This is a genomic window from Patiriisocius sp. Uisw_047 (genome assembly GCF_047730165.1).
Classification (GTDB): domain Bacteria; phylum Bacteroidota; class Bacteroidia; order Flavobacteriales; family Flavobacteriaceae; genus Patiriisocius.
Window position 1 is genome coordinate 476,384 of sequence record NZ_CP159834.1, and the last position, 19,699, is coordinate 496,082.

At 37.9% G+C, this 19,699-nt stretch carries 21 protein-coding genes; 10 read left to right on the forward strand and 11 right to left on the reverse strand.

Going from position 1 to position 19,699, the window contains the following annotated elements; all coding sequences use genetic code 11:
- Nucleotides 1-104 precede the first annotated feature (104 nt).
- Nucleotides 105-1,397 carry a tyrosine--tRNA ligase gene (tyrS, locus tag ABXT71_RS02255; protein WP_415372176.1) on the reverse strand — a complete coding sequence of 431 codons (1,293 nt, stop codon included), beginning with the start codon at nucleotides 1,395-1,397 and terminating at the stop codon, nucleotides 105-107.
- A gap of 167 nt (nucleotides 1,398-1,564) precedes the next feature.
- Between tyrS and ABXT71_RS02260 the strand changes: the two genes are divergently transcribed.
- Nucleotides 1,565-2,572 carry an NAD-dependent epimerase/dehydratase family protein gene (locus tag ABXT71_RS02260; protein ID WP_415372177.1) on the forward strand — a complete coding sequence of 336 codons (1,008 nt, stop codon included), beginning with the start codon at nucleotides 1,565-1,567 and terminating at the stop codon, nucleotides 2,570-2,572.
- On the opposite strand, the gene ABXT71_RS02265 is transcribed toward ABXT71_RS02260, so the two are convergent.
- From ABXT71_RS02265 to ABXT71_RS02275, 3 genes are read right to left on the reverse strand one after another with little or no spacing between them, the layout of a single operon-like run.
- A complete protein-coding gene (locus ABXT71_RS02265; protein WP_415372178.1) occupies nucleotides 2,569-3,003 on the reverse strand; it encodes a DUF4296 domain-containing protein in 435 nt (144 codons plus the stop codon). The two genes, ABXT71_RS02260 and ABXT71_RS02265, sit on opposite strands and share 4 nt — an antisense overlap.
- Nucleotides 3,004-3,056: 53 nt before the next feature.
- On the reverse strand, nucleotides 3,057-4,397 hold the full coding sequence (locus ABXT71_RS02270) for a dihydroorotase (RefSeq protein ID WP_415372179.1): 1,341 nt from the start codon (nucleotides 4,395-4,397) through the stop codon (nucleotides 3,057-3,059).
- Nucleotides 4,397-5,137 (reverse strand): polyprenol monophosphomannose synthase, encoded by a 741-nt coding sequence (locus ABXT71_RS02275; RefSeq protein WP_415372180.1) that lies wholly within the window; start codon nucleotides 5,135-5,137, stop codon nucleotides 4,397-4,399. Before ABXT71_RS02275 ends, ABXT71_RS02270 begins: the two co-directional genes overlap by 1 nt.
- A gap of 33 nt (nucleotides 5,138-5,170) precedes the next feature.
- On the opposite strand from ABXT71_RS02275, the gene ABXT71_RS02280 reads away from it, so the two are divergent.
- Together ABXT71_RS02280 and ABXT71_RS02285 are read left to right on the forward strand one after the other, a co-directional pair.
- On the forward strand, nucleotides 5,171-5,896 hold the full coding sequence (locus tag ABXT71_RS02280) for a DUF4271 domain-containing protein (RefSeq protein ID WP_415372181.1): 726 nt from the start codon (nucleotides 5,171-5,173) through the stop codon (nucleotides 5,894-5,896).
- A 24-nt stretch (nucleotides 5,897-5,920) separates the two neighbouring features.
- Nucleotides 5,921-6,667, forward strand: coding sequence for a uroporphyrinogen-III synthase (locus tag ABXT71_RS02285; RefSeq protein ID WP_415373053.1), 747 nt, complete (start codon nucleotides 5,921-5,923; stop codon nucleotides 6,665-6,667).
- Between the two features lie 108 nt (nucleotides 6,668-6,775).
- Here ABXT71_RS02285 and pckA read toward each other — a convergent pair whose 3' ends face one another.
- Both pckA and ABXT71_RS02295 read right to left on the reverse strand, forming a co-directional pair.
- Nucleotides 6,776-8,386 carry a phosphoenolpyruvate carboxykinase (ATP) gene (pckA, locus tag ABXT71_RS02290; protein ID WP_415372182.1) on the reverse strand — a complete coding sequence of 537 codons (1,611 nt, stop codon included), beginning with the start codon at nucleotides 8,384-8,386 and terminating at the stop codon, nucleotides 6,776-6,778.
- Nucleotides 8,387-8,540: 154 nt separating this feature from the next.
- Complete coding sequence (locus tag ABXT71_RS02295; RefSeq protein WP_415372183.1) at nucleotides 8,541-8,924, reverse strand: DUF423 domain-containing protein; 384 nt, start codon at nucleotides 8,922-8,924, stop codon at nucleotides 8,541-8,543.
- A gap of 81 nt (nucleotides 8,925-9,005) precedes the next feature.
- Between ABXT71_RS02295 and ABXT71_RS02300 the strand changes: the two genes are divergently transcribed.
- The gene (locus ABXT71_RS02300; protein ID WP_415372184.1) at nucleotides 9,006-10,376 is read left to right on the forward strand and encodes a saccharopine dehydrogenase family protein; all 1,371 of its coding nucleotides are present in this window, start codon (nucleotides 9,006-9,008) and stop codon (nucleotides 10,374-10,376) included.
- A 148-nt stretch (nucleotides 10,377-10,524) separates the two neighbouring features.
- On the opposite strand, the gene ABXT71_RS02305 is transcribed toward ABXT71_RS02300, so the two are convergent.
- The 4 genes from ABXT71_RS02305 to ABXT71_RS02320 all read right to left on the reverse strand — a co-directional run bounded on the left by ABXT71_RS02305 (nucleotide 10,525) and on the right by ABXT71_RS02320 (nucleotide 14,823).
- The gene (locus tag ABXT71_RS02305) at nucleotides 10,525-11,214 is read right to left on the reverse strand and encodes a zinc metallopeptidase (RefSeq protein WP_415372185.1); all 690 of its coding nucleotides are present in this window, start codon (nucleotides 11,212-11,214) and stop codon (nucleotides 10,525-10,527) included.
- A gap of 156 nt (nucleotides 11,215-11,370) precedes the next feature.
- On the reverse strand, nucleotides 11,371-14,253 hold the full coding sequence (gene leuS, locus ABXT71_RS02310; RefSeq protein WP_415372186.1) for a leucine--tRNA ligase: 2,883 nt from the start codon (nucleotides 14,251-14,253) through the stop codon (nucleotides 11,371-11,373).
- A gap of 84 nt (nucleotides 14,254-14,337) precedes the next feature.
- Nucleotides 14,338-14,577: a hypothetical protein gene (locus tag ABXT71_RS02315; protein WP_415372187.1), complete on the reverse strand. Its 240-nt coding sequence runs from the start codon at nucleotides 14,575-14,577 to the stop codon at nucleotides 14,338-14,340.
- A 6-nt stretch (nucleotides 14,578-14,583) separates the two neighbouring features.
- Nucleotides 14,584-14,823 carry a hypothetical protein gene (locus ABXT71_RS02320; RefSeq protein ID WP_415372188.1) on the reverse strand — a complete coding sequence of 80 codons (240 nt, stop codon included), beginning with the start codon at nucleotides 14,821-14,823 and terminating at the stop codon, nucleotides 14,584-14,586.
- A gap of 327 nt (nucleotides 14,824-15,150) precedes the next feature.
- Here ABXT71_RS02320 and ABXT71_RS02325 point away from each other — a divergent pair, with 327 nt between their 5' ends.
- The 6 genes from ABXT71_RS02325 to ABXT71_RS02350 all read left to right on the forward strand — a co-directional run bounded on the left by ABXT71_RS02325 (nucleotide 15,151) and on the right by ABXT71_RS02350 (nucleotide 19,043).
- Nucleotides 15,151-16,029, forward strand: a complete 879-nt coding sequence (locus ABXT71_RS02325; protein ID WP_415372189.1) for a cell division protein FtsX — start codon at nucleotides 15,151-15,153, stop codon at nucleotides 16,027-16,029.
- Nucleotides 16,030-16,075: 46 nt separating this feature from the next.
- Complete coding sequence (locus ABXT71_RS02330; RefSeq protein ID WP_415372190.1) at nucleotides 16,076-16,312, forward strand: hypothetical protein; 237 nt, start codon at nucleotides 16,076-16,078, stop codon at nucleotides 16,310-16,312.
- Nucleotides 16,313-16,377: 65 nt separating this feature from the next.
- Complete coding sequence (locus ABXT71_RS02335) at nucleotides 16,378-16,641, forward strand: DUF3098 domain-containing protein (RefSeq protein ID WP_415372191.1); 264 nt, start codon at nucleotides 16,378-16,380, stop codon at nucleotides 16,639-16,641.
- On the forward strand, nucleotides 16,642-17,466 hold the full coding sequence (locus tag ABXT71_RS02340) for an undecaprenyl-diphosphate phosphatase (protein WP_415372192.1): 825 nt from the start codon (nucleotides 16,642-16,644) through the stop codon (nucleotides 17,464-17,466). It abuts the gene before it with no gap.
- 114 nt (nucleotides 17,467-17,580) lie between these two features.
- Nucleotides 17,581-18,282: a tRNA pseudouridine(55) synthase TruB gene (gene truB, locus ABXT71_RS02345; protein WP_415372193.1), complete on the forward strand. Its 702-nt coding sequence runs from the start codon at nucleotides 17,581-17,583 to the stop codon at nucleotides 18,280-18,282.
- 71 nt (nucleotides 18,283-18,353) lie between these two features.
- Nucleotides 18,354-19,043 (forward strand): hypothetical protein, encoded by a 690-nt coding sequence (locus ABXT71_RS02350; protein ID WP_415372194.1) that lies wholly within the window; start codon nucleotides 18,354-18,356, stop codon nucleotides 19,041-19,043.
- Here ABXT71_RS02350 and ABXT71_RS02355 read toward each other — a convergent pair.
- Nucleotides 19,040-19,642 carry a thioredoxin family protein gene (locus ABXT71_RS02355; RefSeq protein ID WP_415372195.1) on the reverse strand — a complete coding sequence of 201 codons (603 nt, stop codon included), beginning with the start codon at nucleotides 19,640-19,642 and terminating at the stop codon, nucleotides 19,040-19,042. The genes ABXT71_RS02350 and ABXT71_RS02355 overlap by 4 nt on opposite strands.
- Between the last annotated feature and the right edge of the window lie 57 nt (nucleotides 19,643-19,699).

Here is a 19,699-nt window from a genome sequence, read left to right on the forward strand (position 1 = left end):
CAGTTTGCAACAATTTTTCATAATTGGTTGGTTAGTTAGTATGAAAAACCCTCTCATTTCAGTTTTGAAATGGAGGGTTTTTCTGTGAATGATCGGTATAAGTTTTAAAGCACAGAAATTATAAAGTAATTTTTCTTTCCACGTTGGAGCAATACAAAACGATCGTTTAATAGATCTGCTTCGAAAATACTATAACCTTCTTGTACCTTCTCTTTATTAACAGATATGCTATTCTCCTTAAGCGCGCGTCTTGCTTCGCCATTAGATTTTAAGAATCCTGTTTGTTCTGCTAATGCTCCTATAATATCTAAACCTTCTGTCAATTGTTTTCTTGAAACTTCGGCTTGTGGCACTCCTTCAAAAATATCTAAAAAGGTGTCTGCATCAATTTTCTTTAAATCATCTGAGGTTGATTTCCCAAATAATATTTCAGAAGCAGAAACAGCCGTGTCATAGGCTTCTTTACCATGCACCGTGGTAGTCACCTCTTGCGCTAGTCTCTTTTGCAAGGCACGCTGGTGCGGTGCTTCGCCATGAGTGTGCACTAGAGCACCAATGGTTTCTTTGTCTAAAAAGGTGAAAATCTTGATATATTTTTCGGCATCATCATCACTGGTATTTAACCAGTATTGGTAAAATTTATAAGGAGACGTTCTCTTGGCGTCTAACCAAACATTGCCACCTTCACTTTTACCAAACTTACTCCCATCACTCTTTGTAATCAATGGGCAAGTAAGCGCATATCCCTTTGCTCCGCCTATACGGCGAATCATTTCTGTTCCCGTGGTGATATTCCCCCACTGATCACTACCGCCCATTTGCAAGGTGCAATCTTGGTTTTGAAACAAGTGTAAAAAGTCATACCCTTGCACGAGTTGGTAGGTAAATTCTGTAAATGACATTCCCTCTATGTTCTCTCCCGTTAATCTGTTTTTCACACTATCCTTAGACATCATGTAATTTACCGTAATGTGTTTACCAACATCACGAATAAAATCTAGAAAGCTAAAGTCTTTCATCCAATCATAATTATTAACCATCACCGCCTCATTCTTAGCACCAGACGAAAAATCTAAAAACTGACTTAATTGGTTTCTTACACAATCTTGATTATGACGCAGTGTCTTTTCATCTAGCAAATTACGTTCACTAGATTTTCCAGACGGGTCTCCTATCATTCCTGTTGCCCCACCTACAAGCGCCACTGGCTTATGCCCTGCTCTTTGAAAAAATGACAATAACATGATTGGCACTAGATTTCCTATGTGCAATGAGTCTGCCGTAGGATCAAAGCCTATATATGCCGCTCTCATTTGCTCTAACAGATGTGTTTCTGTATCTGGCATCACATCGTGAACCATTCCGCGCCATTGTAATTCTTCAACAAAGTTTTTCATGCTACTATTATATTTAAGAAATGGGAAGTCGCTATGCTATCTATATTTAAGTCATTCAGCGTACAGCTAATCATCCACATTTTATGAGTGTTTCTAAGAATTTTAGCAAAGATAGTAGGATGCTCAAGAAGATAAAAGAGTATTGCTAAAAAGAGTATTTTTACCCTATGATTCTAGTAACTGGCGGTACCGGGCTTGTAGGCTCACATCTTTTATATTTTCTTTTAAAAGAAAACGAAACAACTCGTGCTATAAAGCGACCTGACAGCAATCTGCATCCAGTCAAGCAAGTTTTTGAGTCGTATAATGCGATCGCACTATTCGATAAGATAACCTGGGTAACTGCAGATATTTTGGATGTACCAGCACTTGAGGATGCTTTTATTGGAGTAACCCAAGTATATCACTGCGCGGCACTTTTAAGTTTTTCTGAATCAGATTACCATCTTCTTAAAAAAACTAATATTGAAGGCACCGCAAATGTGGTTAATCTTTGCATCGCAAATCACATTAAAAAATTATGTCACGTTAGCTCTGTGGCTGCCTTGGGTGCATCAATAGATGGCTCTTCCATTTCTGAAGAAACTCACTGGAATCCCGAAGCCGATAATAATGGGTATGCGATATCAAAATTTGGCGCAGAAATGGAAGTATGGCGCGGATCTCAAGAAGAGCTTAATGTGATTATAGTGCAACCTAGTGTTATTATAGGTGCAGGACATTGGCACAATGTATCTGGCTCTCTTTTTTCTAAAGTAAAAAAGGGGATTCCTAAATATCCAAGAGGCGGGACAGGATTTGTAGATGTAAAGGATGTTGTAAAAGCTTTGCATCTTTTAATGAAAAGCGATATTACCAATGAGTCATTCTTGCTATCTGGCGCGAACCTCAAATATCAAGAAGTCATCACACAAATTGCTCAGAATATTGGCGCAAAAAACCCGACAACTTCGGCTAAAGACTGGCAATTAAAGTTGCTTGCGTTTTTTCAAAAAACAGGTAGTATTTTTACAGGCAAGAAAACTAGTTTGAACAAGGAGAGTATCCGTTCGTTGCAGCATATTTCAGAATATGATGGGAGTAAAATTACGATCGCAGTGCCGTTTGAGTACAGCAATATTGATGAAACTATTAAAAGAGTAAGCACTGCATTTATAGCAACCAAAACACTTTAATACTCAAGGTCAATTTCGGATTGAACTGCGCGAATCCTTTCTGGTGATATTACTTGAATACTATCTTCAAGTCTATCCATTTCAAAGGCACGTAGACTATCACGGCGTATAGAGTCAGTAATACGACGGCGCTCTATGTAACGTGCTTTTAGCGTGTCCGCATCTACTTTCATCACTTCCATTTTTGCTTTTACTTTCTCAAAAATCGCGGTGTAAACCTCCAAGTCTGATGAATAATATGCGTGGCTTTTTGCAAATTGTAAGCTATCAATAGAAAACTTTTCATACAACATTGAGTCCAGTTTATAGCCACTGTCACGCACAATGCGTATGTTATAACTGCGCACGGCATTACTAAGATAGACCTCGGTAAGCACCTCAACCATTTTGCCTTCCGGAATCAAATTATCCGGTTTATTTGGGTACTTCACATTTTGGCAACCCACTGCCATAACTAAGATCAATATGAAGTAAATACTTTTCATTATCTATTAAATGTTAGTCGCTCTGCTTTTGGTTTTGTGCCATATTTGCCAAGTTCGTAACAGAGTGTTCCATTCACAAATGTATGTGTTATTCTAGATCTAAAAGTTGTGCCTTCAAAAGGTGACCATCCACATTTATATGCTATGTTTTCTTTGGAAACTGTCCACGGTGAGTTAGGGTCAACCAAAACTAAATCTGCCTTATAACCCACTCGTATATACCCTCTATCCTTTATCTCAAACAAGATAGCCGGATTATGAGCTATTTTTTCAATCAGTTTTTCTACAGAGATTCTACCTCTATGGTGCATTTCAAAAAGCGCTTCGACTGCGTGTTGCACTAATGGCCCCCCAGAAGGAGCTTCTAAGTACCCGTTATCTTTTTCTTCTAGCGTGTGTGGCGCGTGATCTGAAGCTATAACATCTATCTTATCATTGAGTAAGGCTTTCCAAAGACCATCGCGATCTTTTTCTGTTTTAACAGCAGGGTTCCATTTTATCTTAGTGCCTTTTGTTGCATAGTCTTTATCCGTAAACCAAAGGTGATGCACACAAACCTCAGCTGTAATTTTTTTATCCTTTAACGGTTTTTTATTACTAAAAAGCCCCGTCTCCTTTGCAGTAGACAAGTGAAATACATGCAATCTAGCTCCTGTCTTTTTTGCTAATGCAATCGCACGCGACGAAGATATATAACAAGCCTCTTCACTCCTTATAATAGGGTGCTGATTAATAGGTATATGGTCCCCAAACTCTGCTTTCGCCTTTGCTAGATTTTCGCGTATCGTAGCTTCATCTTCACAATGGGCTGAGATTAACAAATTTGTTTTACTAAAAATTTCTTCTAAAGTTTTCGGGTCGTCAACGAGCATATTACCCGTAGAAGATCCAAGAAAAAGTTTTAACCCAGCCACTTTCGTAGGATCTACCTTTAAAATCTCTGAAAGATTATCGTTGGTACCACCAAACATAAAGCTGTAGTTAGCCCAAGAATCCTCTGCGGCGATGGCAAACTTTTCTTCTAGCAATTCGATAGTTGTTGCTTGAGGCACCGTGTTTGGCATCTCGATAAATGTAGTGATTCCGCCAGCTACAGCTGCTTTAGACTCTGTAGCAATCGTAGCTTTATGTGTTAAACCTGGCTCTCTAAAATGCACTTGATCATCAATCATCCCAGGAATGAGATAATGCCCGTCTGCATCAATCACCTGCGTTTCACTATTTTTCACACTTATGCTTTCAGCAATTTCTGCAATAAGATCATTCTGGATAAGTACGTCACCCTGAAAAATCTTTCCTTCATTTACAATGTTTGCATTCTTAATTAAATAGCTCCTCATTAAATCTCGTATCGATTAAAAAGACTTTTGATCTTCATTTTTAAGACTCCAAAAATAGCTTCGGAAATAATCCCGGAACTCATTTTTGATTCTCCTTTTGTTCTATCTGTAAATATTACAGGTACTTCTACTATTTTAAATTTACTCAAATGCGCCTTGAATTTCATTTCTATCTGAAATGCATACCCTAAAAACTGAATCTTGTCTAGATTTATTGTTTCTAGCACTTTTCGTCTATAACAAATAAATCCTGCCGTCGTATCGTGGATGTTCATTCTTGTAATAAACTGAACATATTTAGATGCTCCCCAAGACAACAAAACTCTACTCATGGGCCAGTTCACAACATTTACTCCAGTCACATAACGAGAACCAATGGCTAAATCATTCCCATCTTTGTGACAAGCATTATATAACCTAGTGAGATCCTCAGGATTATGAGAGAAATCTGCATCCATTTCAAAGATGTATTCATATGTTCTCCCTAGAGCCCACTTAAATCCTGCAATGTACGCAGAACCTAATCCCAGCTTTTTTTTTCGTTTTAATATGTGAAGCGTTTCTGGAAACCCTGCCATCATCCCTTCCACTAGTGCTGCTGTGCCATCTGGAGAATCATCATCAACAACAAGAACGTGGAAATCTGGTTGTAATAAAAATACTGCACGCAACACCCGATCGATATTTTCAATCTCATTAAAGGTTGGGATAATTATAACCGCATTTTTGATGCTGCTCATAGACTACAAAGGTACTTTTTTTAACCGATATTAATGATGATATCTATAGGATTAGTAATACAATTACGAGCGATTCTCGTACCTTTATCATCACAAAACAGACGTTTGGAACTCTTAGAACGACATAGCATCTTATCAGACTGGATCACCCTTGTTTTTCTAGGCTGCATCCTATTGATGACTTCAGCCAAGTTCTTGTTCCCTAAACGTTTCGATGAGTTTATTTATTTGCCACTGAATAATAAATATTTTTTGTTACAAGGAAAAAGTGATACTTTAACACACGTATTTAACCTGTTGCTATTTGTTGTCCAACTGCTCTCCGTTTCATTTTTTATTTATCTGCTGTTAACAGAAGTTGGCTATGGTACTGATGAAAAGCTATGGCTGCTGTATATTCAGATTTGCGCCATATACTTTGTATTCATTGGTGTCAAAATATTTATCGAAAAAATAATAGGGAATGTCTTTAACATGGAAGGCTTGATCAATCAATATCTCTATCAAAAATTGACCTATAGAAACTATATTGCCATCTTTCTCCTCTTTTGTAACATTTTATTGATGTATACCTTGGGTGCAAATCAAACAATTCTTCTTTTTATTCTTAGTCTAGCGGTTGCTTTTAACGGCATTGGGCTCATTTTAAGTTATAAAAATTTCAGAAACGTCCTGGCACCACAAATCTTGTATTTTATATTGTATCTTTGCGCTCTGGAAATTGCACCCTATGTGATTCTGTATAAAGCAGTAACATAGTTTCAAATGAAAAAAAAAACACGTATGAAAGTGAAAACTATTTTAGTTTCCCAACCTGAGCCAAAGGTTGAAAACTCTCCGTATTTTGACTTAATCGAAAGACAAAAGGTTAAGATTGACTTTGTCCCTTTTATACATGTAGAAAGCGTACCTGGAAAAGAAGTTCGCAATCAAAAAATAGATCTTAACGATTATACAGCAATTATCCTTACGAGCAGAAATGCAGTAGATCACTACTTTAGAATTGCAGACGAACTTCGTTACAAGGTGCCAGATTCTATGAAGTATTTTTGTCAGAGTGAAGCAGTTGCCTATTACTTGCAGAAATATGTAGTGTATAGAAAGCGTAAGATATATGTGGGGAAACGGACATTTACTGAGCTTTCACCAATCATTAAAAAATACAAGGGCGAAAAATTCTTACTTCCTTCTACAGATAAACTAAAAGAAGAAGTGCCTAATGTACTTAACGAACTAAAAGTATCTTGGAAACAAGCTATTCTTTACAGAACGGTGGTGAGTGACTTGAGCAACTTAAGAGATGTATTTTATGACATATTAGTTTTCTTTAGCCCTAGTGGAATTGAGTCATTACTACAAAATTTTCCAGACTTTGATCAGAAGGAAACGCGTATTGCAGTATTTGGGAATACAACAGTAAAAGCAGCTGCAGATAGCGACCTGCGTGTTGATATTAAAGCACCTACGCCAGACACACCTTCTATGACGATGGCACTAGAGAAGTACATCAGGGAGAATAATAAGAAGTAAAATCGACTCCGCTCAGCTTACTTGGGCACTTGTACCATTAAATTATTAAACAAAAAGAGAGCTGAATGTTTACATTCAGCTCTCTTTTTGTTTAATAGAAATTTGCAATTAGACCGTTGGTGGGCCCCCTGCTAAGATTTCTTCATTAGCATACTCTTCAAACTGCTTAAAGTTATCTTTAAACGAAGCCGCTAATTTATTTGCAGTCTTATAGTATCCTTCATCATTATTCCAAGTGGCTCTAGGACTCAATACTTGTGTAGGAACATTTGGACACACCCTAGGCTGCGCCAATCCAAAAACAGAATGCGTGTGGTATTTATCTTTATTTGCTTCTTCTAGTGCTCCATCCATTGCCGCAGTAATCATGGCTCTGGTGTATTTTAATTTCATTCTAGTACCTACTCCATAAGGACCTCCAGTCCATCCAGTATTAACTAACCAAACATTCACACCAGAATCCTTCATTTTTTTACTTAGCATTTCTGCATATTTAGTAGGATGTAAAGGCATAAAAGGCGCCCCAAAACAAGCTGAAAAACTTGGCATTGGTTCCGTAACTCCAGCTTCTGTTCCAGCTACTTTTGCCGTATACCCGCTAATAAAGTGATAGGCAGCTTGACCTGGCGTTAGCTTTGAAATAGGAGGTAATACGCCAAAGGCATCTGCTGTTAAGAAAAATATATTTTTAGGGTTCTTCCCTACAGAAGGCTCCTTAATATTATCAATATGATAAATAGGGTAGCTTACGCGCGTATTTTGTGTAATACTTGTATTTGCAAAATCTACTTCTCCCTTATCATTCATCATCACGTTTTCTAGAATTGCTCCTGGTTTAATCGCGTGATAAATATCTGGTTCATTTTCTGAAGAGAGGTTAATTACCTTTGCATAACAACCACCTTCAAAATTGAAAATCGTATTTTCTGCTGTCCACCCGTGTTCATCATCACCAATCAACTTACGATTAGGATCTGCAGAAAGTGTTGTTTTTCCTGTTCCAGAAAGACCGAAGAAAATTGCAGTCTCTCCATTCTCTCCTACGTTAGCAGAACAATGCATAGGCAGTGTGTTCTTATATACTGGAAGAATAAAGTTAAGTGCAGAGAAAATTCCTTTTTTAATCTCGCCAGTATAACCAGTTCCACCTATTAAAGCAATTTTTTTGGTAAAATTTAAAATTGCAAAGTTGTGCTGGCGCGTGCCATCTAATGCAGGATCAGCCATAAAGCCGGGCGCGTTAATAATCAACCACTCTGGATCAAAACCGTCGAGCTCTACTTCCGTAGGGCGTAAAAACATGTTAAAGGCAAACATATTAGACCAAGGATGCTCTGTAACTACACGTATATTTAACTTATAATCTGGATCTGCACACGCATAACTATCACGTACATAAATTTCTTTTTCAGAGAGATAGTCTGTTACCTTATTATAAAGGGCATCAAACTTATCTGGAGAAAAGGGGATATTTATATTTCCCCACCATACTTTATCTTTAGTCACATCGTCTTTTACAATGAAACGATCCTTAGGAGAACGACCGGTAAACTCACCTGTATTAACCGCAAGCGCACCACTGTTAGCCTCTGTTCCTTGTCCTTTTGATATTGTTTCGTTGTGAAGTGCTTCCGCAGAAAGTTGGTAGTTAATTTTGGCATTTTTAATACCATATTTTTCGACCGAAATCGATTTCGTAGTTTGGTTTTGGGCCATCATACATTTTTAATTGTTGCACTACAAAAGTAACAAAATAGCACTATATACCTTCTTTAATTCGGCTTAATTATCACGGTAAATTGTTAATAAATTTGATTTTCAACTCATCCTTCGAACAATAATATTTTAGCGTACGTTAAAATATGCTAAAACATTAGTTGCTCTTAAACACGCCTATTGCGAGCCACACCCAACCTATAATGAAGGACAAACCACCTAAAGGAGTCGCAAATGCGCTCCATTTTACTGAAAACAGCAACACTTCTTGCAAGGACAAAATATAGATAGACCCAGAAAACAAGACTATTCCTCCAATGAAAAGCCAGAAAATGCGACGTTTTAGTATTTCAGAAATACTAGGCGTGAGACCAATAACAAACAAAGCGAGTGCGTGATACATCTGGTAGCGAACTCCAGTTTCAAAACTTGCGAGTGATGACGCATCTACTAGTTTTTTAAGACCGTGTGCGCCAAAAGCTCCAATCGCGATAGTAATGGCGGCGAGAATGGCGGCTGTGACAACTATTTTTTTATTCATTTTTACTAATTTCTCAGTGGTGATTTTAGTACTTTCGTATGACTAATTTTCACACCATAAAGGTAATCAAAAACCCACTAGATGAGAAATATTTTAATCATAGGTGCAGGCCGTTCTGCTACAAGTTTAATCAAGTATTTACTTGAAAAAAGTGAAGCGGAAGAGTTGTTCTTAACCATAGGAGATCTCAATGTCCAAAACGCTCAAAAATTTACGAGCGGACATCCTAATGGGCGCGGTATCTTACTCGACGTCTTTAACGATCCTCAACGTCGTGAAGCGGTTGAAAATGCAGACCTTGTGATTTCTATGTTGCCCGCGCGTTTTCATATTCAGGTTGCAAAAGACTGTATTGAGTTTGGAAAACACTTAGTGACTGCATCGTATGTGAGTAATGAGATGAAACTACTAGACCCAAAAGCAAAAGCAAAAGGCCTTGTATTTATGAACGAAATTGGACTCGACCCAGGAATAGATCATATGAGTGCGATGCAAATTATAGATCGCATTAAAGATAAAGGTGGAGAAATGTTATTGTTTGAAAGTTTTACTGGAGGTCTCGTAGCACCAGAAAGCGACAACAACCTTTGGAACTATAAATTTACCTGGAACCCTCGCAACGTAGTACTTGCTGGACAAGGCGGAGCTGCAGAGTTTAAACAAGAAGGAAAATACAAATATATCCCGTATAATCGACTGTTTAGAAGAACCGAGTTTATCGAAGTTGATGGCTATGGCAAATTTGAAGTTTACGCTAATAGAAACTCCTTACAATACAAAGCTATTTATGGACTTAAGGACATTCTCACATTATATCGCGGAACCATACGTCGCGTAGGTTTTAGCAAGGCGTGGAATATGTTTGTACAATTAGGCTTGACAGACGACACCTATAAATTACCTAATAGCGCAACCCTTACATATAGAGACTTTATAAATTGTTTCTTGCCTTACTCACCTACTGATAGTGTAGAGCTAAAATTAAGACACAGTTTAAAGATTGATCAAGATGACTTAATGTGGGAAAAATTAGTAGATCTTGACATCTTAAGTAATCAAAAAGTAATCGGCTTAAAAGATGCAACACCAGCACAATGTCTTCAAAAAATATTGATGGACAGTTGGACACTTGCACCAGAGGATAAAGATATGATCGTTATGTATCATAAGTTTGGCTACGAACTTGACGGAAAGAAATACCAGATAGACAGTAATATGATTTGCATAGGTGATGACCAAACCTACACCTCTATGGCAAAAACAGTAGGGCTCCCTGTTGCTATCGCGGCTATAAAAATATTAAACGAAGAAATTACAACACCCGGCGTTCAGCTTCCTATTAAAAGAGAAGTATATGAACCTATCTTAAAAGAACTAGAAGCATACGGCATCAATTTTACGGAAAGAGAAGTTCCTTATTTAGGGTACAATCCTGAAAGAGTGGTTGGGTAATATTGAATTATTATAAAGAAAGAAACCTTTCAATTCTATTAAGACTTGAAAGGTTTCTTCACTATTAACCAAACTCATTGTCATATCATATATGATCTTTTAACTCTGACAAGATAAAAGCTGCGACTCTTTCTTTTTATGATTTTATTTATCTTCTATTCATATAAATACTCACAAAATAAAGAAGTGTAACTAGCGACCCTAAAGCGGCCACAAGATACGTTCTAGCTGCCCATTTTAAAGCATCTTTTGCTCCGGCGTGCTCTTCTGATGTAACCATCTTAGCACTTTCTAACCAAGCCAAAGCGCGATTACTTGCATCGTATTCTACAGGCAATGTAATCATTGTGAAGGCCGTTGTAACGGCAAATAATGCAATCCCAACAAGAAACACGGTAGAGCCAAATACAGTTCCGGTAGCAGACAATACAAGGCCTACCATAATTACGATATTCGATAGCTTACTTGAAATACCAACTGCAGGCACAATGGCAGAACGCATTTTTAACCAACTATAAGCTGTTGCATGCTGTACCGCATGGCCCACCTCGTGCGATGCCACGGCAGCGGCAGCGGCGTTTCTTTGCGAATACACCACTTCACTTAAATTTACTGTTTTATTGGCTGGATTGTAATGGTCTGTCAATTCTCCTTTTACAGAAATCACTTCCACATCTGTGATTCCATTGTCGGCAAGCATTTTTTCTGCAATTTCTTTTCCGCTCATTCCATTGCGCAATGAAACTTGAGAATAATGTTTGAACTTGCTTTTAAGCTTTCTGCTCACAAAGGTGCTCACCAAGAAAATAACGCCGGCTAACATGTAATATCCTATCATCTTATGTATTTATGTTTTATAAAGTATAAAGGGCATATAACCCTTACTATAAAGATAGTGAAATTACATAAGTGCCATACCAAGCCTCTAGAAGCTTGTGAAAAGTTTAAGATTATTTTAAATAAATTGTCTAAACATTCACTTCCGAAGGGATTTTTACCCCACTATATTTACAATTTTCCCAGGCACCACAATCACCTTTTTAGGCGTGCGTCCTTCTAAGTAAAATTGTGTTTTCTCATGTGCCATCACCGTCTTTTCAATTTCGTCTTTTCCGAATTCTAGTGACATTTCCAACGTAAAACGCATCTTACCATTAAATGAGATAGGATATTCCTTACTGCTTTCTATCAAGTGAGTCGCATCAAAAACAGGGAAAGGAGCAGTTGCCACACTCTCATTATTACCCAACTTATTCCAAAACTCTTCCGCAATGTGCGGTGCGTATGGCGAAATCAAAACTACCAATGGCTCTAAAACCTCACGCGAATTACATTTCATCGCCGTCAACTCATTCACAGCAATCATAAACGTAGACACCGAAGTATTAAAGCTGAAGTTCTCAATATCTTCTTGTACTTTCTTAATCGTTTTATGCAGTGTTTTAAAAGCATCTTTTGTTCCTTCTCCTTCGGAAACATGAAAGCTTTCATTCTCTCCACCGTGATATAACTTCCACATCTTTTTCAAGAAAGAGTGCACTCCAGATAGCCCTGCCGTATTCCAAGGTTTTGCCTGTTCTAAAGGCCCCAAAAACATCTCGTACATGCGCAAGGTATCTGCACCATATGTATCACAAATCTCATCAGGATTTACAACATTGTATTTTGACTTAGACATTTTTTCAACCTCTCGGCTTACTTTAAATGCTCCGTTTTCTTCTGTGACAAAGTCTGCATCCCTAAATTCTTCACGCCAATTTTTAAAAGCTTCAATATCTAATTCATCTGAGGTATTTACTAAAGAAACGTCTACGTGTAATACCTGAATGGTTTCCTTCGTAATCTTGGAAGTAGAGATGAATGTATTTGTGCCTTCAATCCTACTTACAAATGCACTATTCCCCAAAATCATCCCTTGGTTAATCATTTTCTTGAACGGCTCATCTACATTTACAAACCCTCTGTCGTTCATAAACTTTACCCAGAAACGGCTGTATAGTAAATGTCCCGTTCCGTGCTCGCTTCCTCCTATATATAGGTCTACATTTTTCCAGTAGTCCAATGCTTCTTGACTAGCAAAGGTTTCTTCATTATTCGCATCCATGTACCTAAAAAAGTACCAGCTACTTCCCGCCCATCCTGGCATCGTGTTAAGTTCTAAAGGATATACACCATCATGAACTTGTCCTTCGACAAGCTCAGGGTGACGCAGTTCATTTGAAACCACTTTATTATTAATTGAATCCCACGCCCATACATCTGCTCTTCCCAATGGCGGCTCTCCTTCTTCTGTAGGTAAATACTTTTCAACTTCTGGCAAGCGAATAGGTAAATGTTCTTTTGCAATCATTTGCGGCATTCCGTCCACATAATATACCGGGAACGGTTCTCCCCAATATCGCTGTCTAGAAAACACGGCATCACGCAAACGATAATTTGTTTTGCCTTCTCCTGCTTCTAGTTTTTCTAACTCGTAAATCGCGAGTTTCAATGCTTTTTTATATTTCAGACCGTTTAAAAAATCACTATTAGCAATCACGGTTCCTTCTTTATCTGTGTATGCAGCTTCGGAAATGTCTACTCCTTCAAAAACGTTAGGAATGTCAATATCAAATTTCTTTGCAAAATCCCAATCTCGTTGATCACCGCACGGCACAGCCATGACAGCCCCTGTTCCATAGCCAGCTAATACGTAATCCCCAATCCAAATAGGAATAGGTTCTTTTGAGAATGGATGTTCTGCATAAGTGCCGGTAAATACCCCGCTTATGGTTTTTACATCTGCCATACGTTCGCGCTCACTTCTTTTTGAGGTTGCTTCTCTGTATGCTTTAACCTCCGCTTCTTGTTCTGGAGTTGTAATTTGATCTACTAATTCATGTTCTGGAGCAAGCGTCATAAACGAAACACCAAAAATAGTATCGGGACGCGTTGTGAAAACTGGAATTTTAAAATCTGAGTTTTGCACAGCAAATGACACAGTCGCCCCCACAGATTTCCCAATCCAGTTACGCTGTGTCTCTTTAATAGATTCACTCCAGTCTATAACGTCTAGCCCTTGCAACAAACGCTCTGCATAGGCAGAAATTCGCATACTCCATTGGGTCATTTTTTTACGCACTACGGTATGGCCGCCGCGTTCACTTACACCATTTACTATTTCGTCATTTGCTAAAACGGTACCCAGAGCTGGACACCAGTTTACTTCTGTTTCGGCTAGGTAGGTAAGTCTGTATTGTAATAAAATTTCTTGTTTTTTAGTCTCAGAATAACCGTTCCATGCGGACACTGTGAAAATCTCCACGGTGTCATCACAAATTGCTTGAACTGTGGCATTTCCGAAGTTCTCAAAATGCGACACTAACGTTTTTACATCTTCAGCTTTGTTCGTTTCTTTGTTAAACCAACTCTCAAATAATTGAATAAAAATCCACTGTGTCCACTTATAATATGCTGGATCTGATGTGCGTACTTCACGAGACCAATCAAACGAAAAGCCTATTTTATCTAATTGTTTTCGGTACCCAGCAATGGCGTTTCCAGCCTTATCTACACCACCCTCAATGTTCACTCGCGTAGTATCTGCAGGATGTTGCCCAGTTTGTATCGCGTATTGCTCTGCAGGTAATCCAAAAGAATCATAGCCTTGCGGGTGCAACACATTAAAGCCTTGATGCCGTTTGTAACGCGCATAAATATCACTCGCAATATAGCCCAGTGGATGCCCTACATGTAATCCCGCACCACTTGGGTAAGGAAACATATCTAGCACATAATACTTAGGCTTTTCACTGTCATTCTTGGCGGCAAACGTCTGGTTATTCGCCCAGTAATCTTGCCACTTTTTCTCTATATCGTTAAAATGATACTTGCTCATTGCTTTGGAAATTTTAAGGGGGTAAAAATAAGGCTATTGTATGAAATTAAATAACCAAAATAAGAATAAGATATCGGGAGCAGGCTAAATTACTGGCGTCAATAATTCACCAGAACACAACACCCAAAGCATGGACAATACTGCAGATAGATTCATCGCCCAGCCAAAGAGCTTCATTTTAGCAAGGGTAAACGGATTTTCTTTAAAAAAGATAAAAATATCGAATACTAGCCAAGCAGAAAACACCATTAAAAAACTAGACAATACATAATCCTGAAATCCAACACTCAAAATAAGCATTTCTAATAATAGTAGATCGAGCATTAAACCTTAAGCGTTTGGGCGTCCAATAAAAGCAGTAGTCGTTTTCTTTCCAGCTTTTCTATCAGGTTCTATATCCATTATCTCTCCAGCAATATGCGCTTGAAAGGCAAATAAACATAAATAAGGCTTGGTGATCCAGGGCAACATAGGCCGCTCATACAACAACAAACTAAATAGAGCGGTCATCACACAGCCCACTTCTATCACAATCTCAAAAGGTTCAAGTTTAAAACTGTTATTATTCATAACATTATGCTGGTCAAATCACTGAGGCCGGAAAGAAATAGTGACTCTTTGATTAGGTAGTAAACAGATTAACAATCCCTCTGTGTTCTCTGTGCAAAACTCAGCGCGCTCTAGGATTAATACTTAGTTATAGCAGAATAAATAATCAGAAAAACCAACACTAGTCCAAACTAGCGTATTTCAAATTTAACATTTTTAAGCTAAAATGCCGCCTTGAAGTCAGCGCCAATATTCTCGCCATATGAGCGTTTTAAATTAAACTTAGGCGCCAAAGACATCTGTTAAAAAATCTGTGTATTTTTGTGAACCTAAGGGCAGCAATCATCTATGAGCAAATCGTACGAAACTTATCAAAAACGAAGACTTTTTACTTCTTACTTTTCTGTAGTACTAAGTATTTCTTTGGTGCTATTTTTACTGGGATTGTTAGGGCTACTGGTGCTTAACAGTAAAAAGGTAGGGGACTATTTTAAAGAACAAATTCCTATTGTAGTCTTTTTAAAAGACTCAGCAAAAGAAGTAGAAGTCACACAACTTAAACAAAGCTTAGCATTAGCCGCTTACACAAAAGATGCCACTTACGTTACCAAAGAAGAAGCGGCAGAAGAACATAGTGACGTGATTGGTGAAGATTTTATGGAGTATCTAGGTGACAACCCATTACAGAATAGTATTGATGTGAGGGTGATGGCAGAATATGTAACCCCAGATAAGATAGAAGAAATTGTAAATGATATCAAAAGCAAGTCTTTTGTAGATGATGTGGTTTATGACAAACCCCTTATAGAAAAACTGGACAGTAACGTGCGGAAGATTAGTTTTTGGATGCTCGTAATTGCAGGGGTATTCTTAGTCATTGCCATTTTACTCATTAACAGTTCTATTAGACTCTCAGTATATGCAAAACGTTTTACGATAAAGACCATGCAAATGGTGGGTGCTACCAAGCGTTTTATTAGAAGACCTTTTGTATGGCGTAGTGTTCGCTTAGGTTTTATTGGAGCCATTGTTGCAATGTTCGGGCTAGCTGGTATTATTTATTATGCAGATAAGAGTTTTCCAGAATTACAGATCATTCAAGACAAACTACTCTTAGCTGGCTTGTTTTTATTTATCTTTTTAATGGGTATCGTCATTACTTGGCTAAGCACGTATATAGCTACACAGCGTTTTTTAAATTTAAGAACTGATGACTTATACTATTAAAATAATTGTAATTGCATTGCTTATGCATAGTTTTACGGGGTGTATTATGCAAAGCCCGAAACCAGAGGAGTGCAATATACTCACCATACGAGTTGATACTATTTATGAAGGTGGCGTAAAAGATGTCGCTTTTAAAGAAAATGGAGGGCAGATGGCTTATATAAATAGAGCTTTAGAAAATGGGTATACCTTGCGGGAGTTCAGAGAGAAAACACTAAATAAGGAAGTCACATTACATCTAGCAAAAACAATTACAGGATCTTATACTAATAGCATCGTATAACTTGTAGTAGAGAACGATACAATTTATACAGCATTTAACGATACCCACCTCCGTGGGCAATAACTATGGGAGAACAAAAACGAAAAGAACAGCAGCAGAAAAGCCACTTCATATTTCATCGCAAAAACTATAAGTTTATGTTGATTGGGATTGCCTTTATAGCACTTGGTTTTATTTTAATGACAGGTGGCGGCAGTGATGACCCTAACGTTTTCAATCCAGAAATCTATAACTGGAGACGTATCCGTCTGGCACCAGCACTTATCTTACTTGGTTTTGGGATTGAAGTGTACGCAATTTTACTCAATCCGGGGAAAACAGAAGAATAAATGGAAGCGATAGACGCGATCCTCCTTGGGATTATTCAAGGGTTTACAGAATTTTTACCAGTGTCCTCTAGTGGTCATTTAGAATTAGGGAAAGCCATTCTTGGTGATACATCAACGGCAGATGAGAGTCTGCTATTTACGGTAGTACTTCACTTTGCTACTGCTTTAAGTACCATGGTTGTTTTTAGAAAAGATATTTGGATACTTTTAAAAGGATTATTTGAATTCAAATGGAATGAAGAAACTCAATTTGTTTCAAAAATTGTGATTTCGATGATTCCTGTAGTAATTGTAGGCTTATTATTAGAAGACTTTTTAAAATCTCTATTAGTTAAAAACAGTTTGTTTGAAGGATATACACCTGTGATATTTGTAGGCTTTATGCTACTGTGTACGGCTGTTTTATTGTGGCTTGCAGATAAGGCAAAAGATACAGAAAAGAAGGTGTCTATTTTGGATTCTTTACTCATAGGTATTTCACAAGCAATTGCTACATTACCAGGGATTTCGCGCAGTGGCGCTACGATATCCACCTCCGTATTATTAGGAAACGATAAGAGTAAGGCAGCTCGTTTCTCTTTCTTAATGGTAATACCTGTGATTTTTGGCTTAATAGCTAAGGATTTAATGAGTGGAGAAATCACCTCCAATACTGAAAATCTAGGCACTCTTTCTATTGGGTTTGCAGCCGCTTTTATAAGCGGATTGATTGCTTGTTCATGGATGATCAAACTCGTAAAGAAAAGTAAGCTTTCTTATTTTGCTATTTACTGTTTAGTGGTTGGACTGATTGCTATTGTAGTTGGTTTCTACCCTAGTCTTTAACAAAGTCAACTGTCAGCCTGAGCGCAGTTGATGCCAATGAATCTTGGCAACCTTGAAAGATTTAAACTGCGCCCCATTTGATATTTTTATTAAAATGGGGTATAAAAACAACTAATGAAAAACACCCTCACCCTAGAAGAATATCAAACCGGACAGGTCATCCTTATTGACAAACCGCTCACATGGACCTCTTTTCAAGTAGTGAATAAAGTGCGGTGGTTGATTAAGCAGCACTATGGGATAAAGAAAATAAAAGTGGGGCACGCAGGCACACTCGATCCTTTGGCAACAGGATTACTTATTTTGTGTACAGGAAAGTTTACCAAACAAATAGAAACCTACCAAGCTCAGCACAAAGAATACACCGGCACGATTACCATAGGTTCCACAACGCCAAGCTATGATCTGGAGACCGAAGTAGACGCTACCTTTGATATTTCAGAAATAAGTGAAGCGGCTATTTTTGAAAATACGAAGCAGTTTACTGGCGAAATTGACCAGCGCCCTCCCATTTTCTCCGCCTTAAAGAAGGAAGGCAAGCGCTTGTATGAATATGCGCGAGCTGGCGAAACCGTTGAAATACCAACACGTAAAATCAATATATCAGCATTTGAAATTACAAGCATTCAAATGCCAGAAGTACACTTTAGAGTGGCTTGTAGCAAAGGGACGTACATTCGTTCTTTAGCGCATGATTTTGGTCAGGCATTAGATAATGGCGCGCACCTTTCTGCCTTGAGAAGAACTAAAATAGGTGATTTTGAAGTTACTAACGCAATAAGCATAGAAGCGTTTGAAACAATGCTAAAGGGTTAAAGTGCTCTTAAATAAGTAATAAAAGCAGTGCTTTTTTCGGAAATTTGCATAGTTTTAGTTATAATAAAATCGTGTTAAAAAATCCAGCATACAGATCATTACTTGTCACCACACTCATTTTCATGTGTTTGGCTTTCGCCTTTGCTAGTATTAAATTAAATAGCGAAAAGACCGAGCTTGAAAAAGTATACGACATAGAATATCAAGAGCCTAAACAATTTGAAGAAGAAATAACACCTCTCGACAATATCTCGATCAATAAGGTAGAAACACACAGCGCATACAATGAAGCAAAAGATTTTATAGACGAACTTGAGCAGGATAGAAACAGTGAAAAATCTGAGTTTGAAGAAAAAATAGAAGCCCTTGACCAAGTTACTAAAGCCGGAGTACTCCCAAGCGAAAGTGCTCCAACAACTGTTGCCATAGATAAAAAGCAAGTAACAAAAACTCCCGCGTCCTCTGGAAAATCGAATAACCGAAACAGCACCAACAGTTATCGACTTATAGATAGAACAGCCGTTTTTCTACCTAACCCCGTTTATCTCTGTGAATCTGGTGGCCGTATCGTAATCACGATTTCAGTAAATGCTAAAGGTAAAGTTATAGACGTTACCTATGCAGCATCACTAAGCTCTACTACAAATGAATGTCTCATTGATGAAGCATTATCGTATGCAAACCAAAGCACCTTTACATCTGCTTCTTTAAAACCATCACAGATGGGTACAATTACCTATAATTTTCCTGGCCAGAATTAAGATAAAAAAGCTGCAATATCGCGTGCAATAGTCTGTCCTTTATCTTTATTATACCATCCTTGAAGCGATTCTTTAAATTCTGGAGTCAAGCCACCGTTCGTCTTTTTATAATCGTTGACCATCGCCGTAGCAGTAGATGGACGCGGCCCCCAAGTTTGGGTTACGACACCACCTTCTATCTGTATCAACTTTGGGATAGACATCCCACCATTGGTCAGGTATTGATTCATTAGTTCTATGTGCTCGTCTCGTAGGACAATTTTGAGTTCAATTTTATCTGATAATTCTGTAATTTTATTAATCACCGGTAAAGCGTGAGCTGCATCCCCGCACCATGATTCAGAAATAACGAGCCAGGTTATCTTCTTATCAAATGACGTGGCCATTCCTTGTATTTCTTCTGAAATTTTAACCGTTTTATCAAGTCTTCTCATTCTTGCACCACCCAACTTGGTATAGTTTACAAATGCTTCACTTTGGTCTGGACCCGTGCTTGATTTGTTCTCTATATGCGCTTCTGTGAGCGCTCTATATGCTGTATAACTCATTGCAGATTTTAAACTTTCGGCAATAATTGATTTTGTATGTACTGTTTCCATATGCTACTTTGACGAAGTAATTTACAATTTCTTACTATCTTTAAAAAACCTAATTAA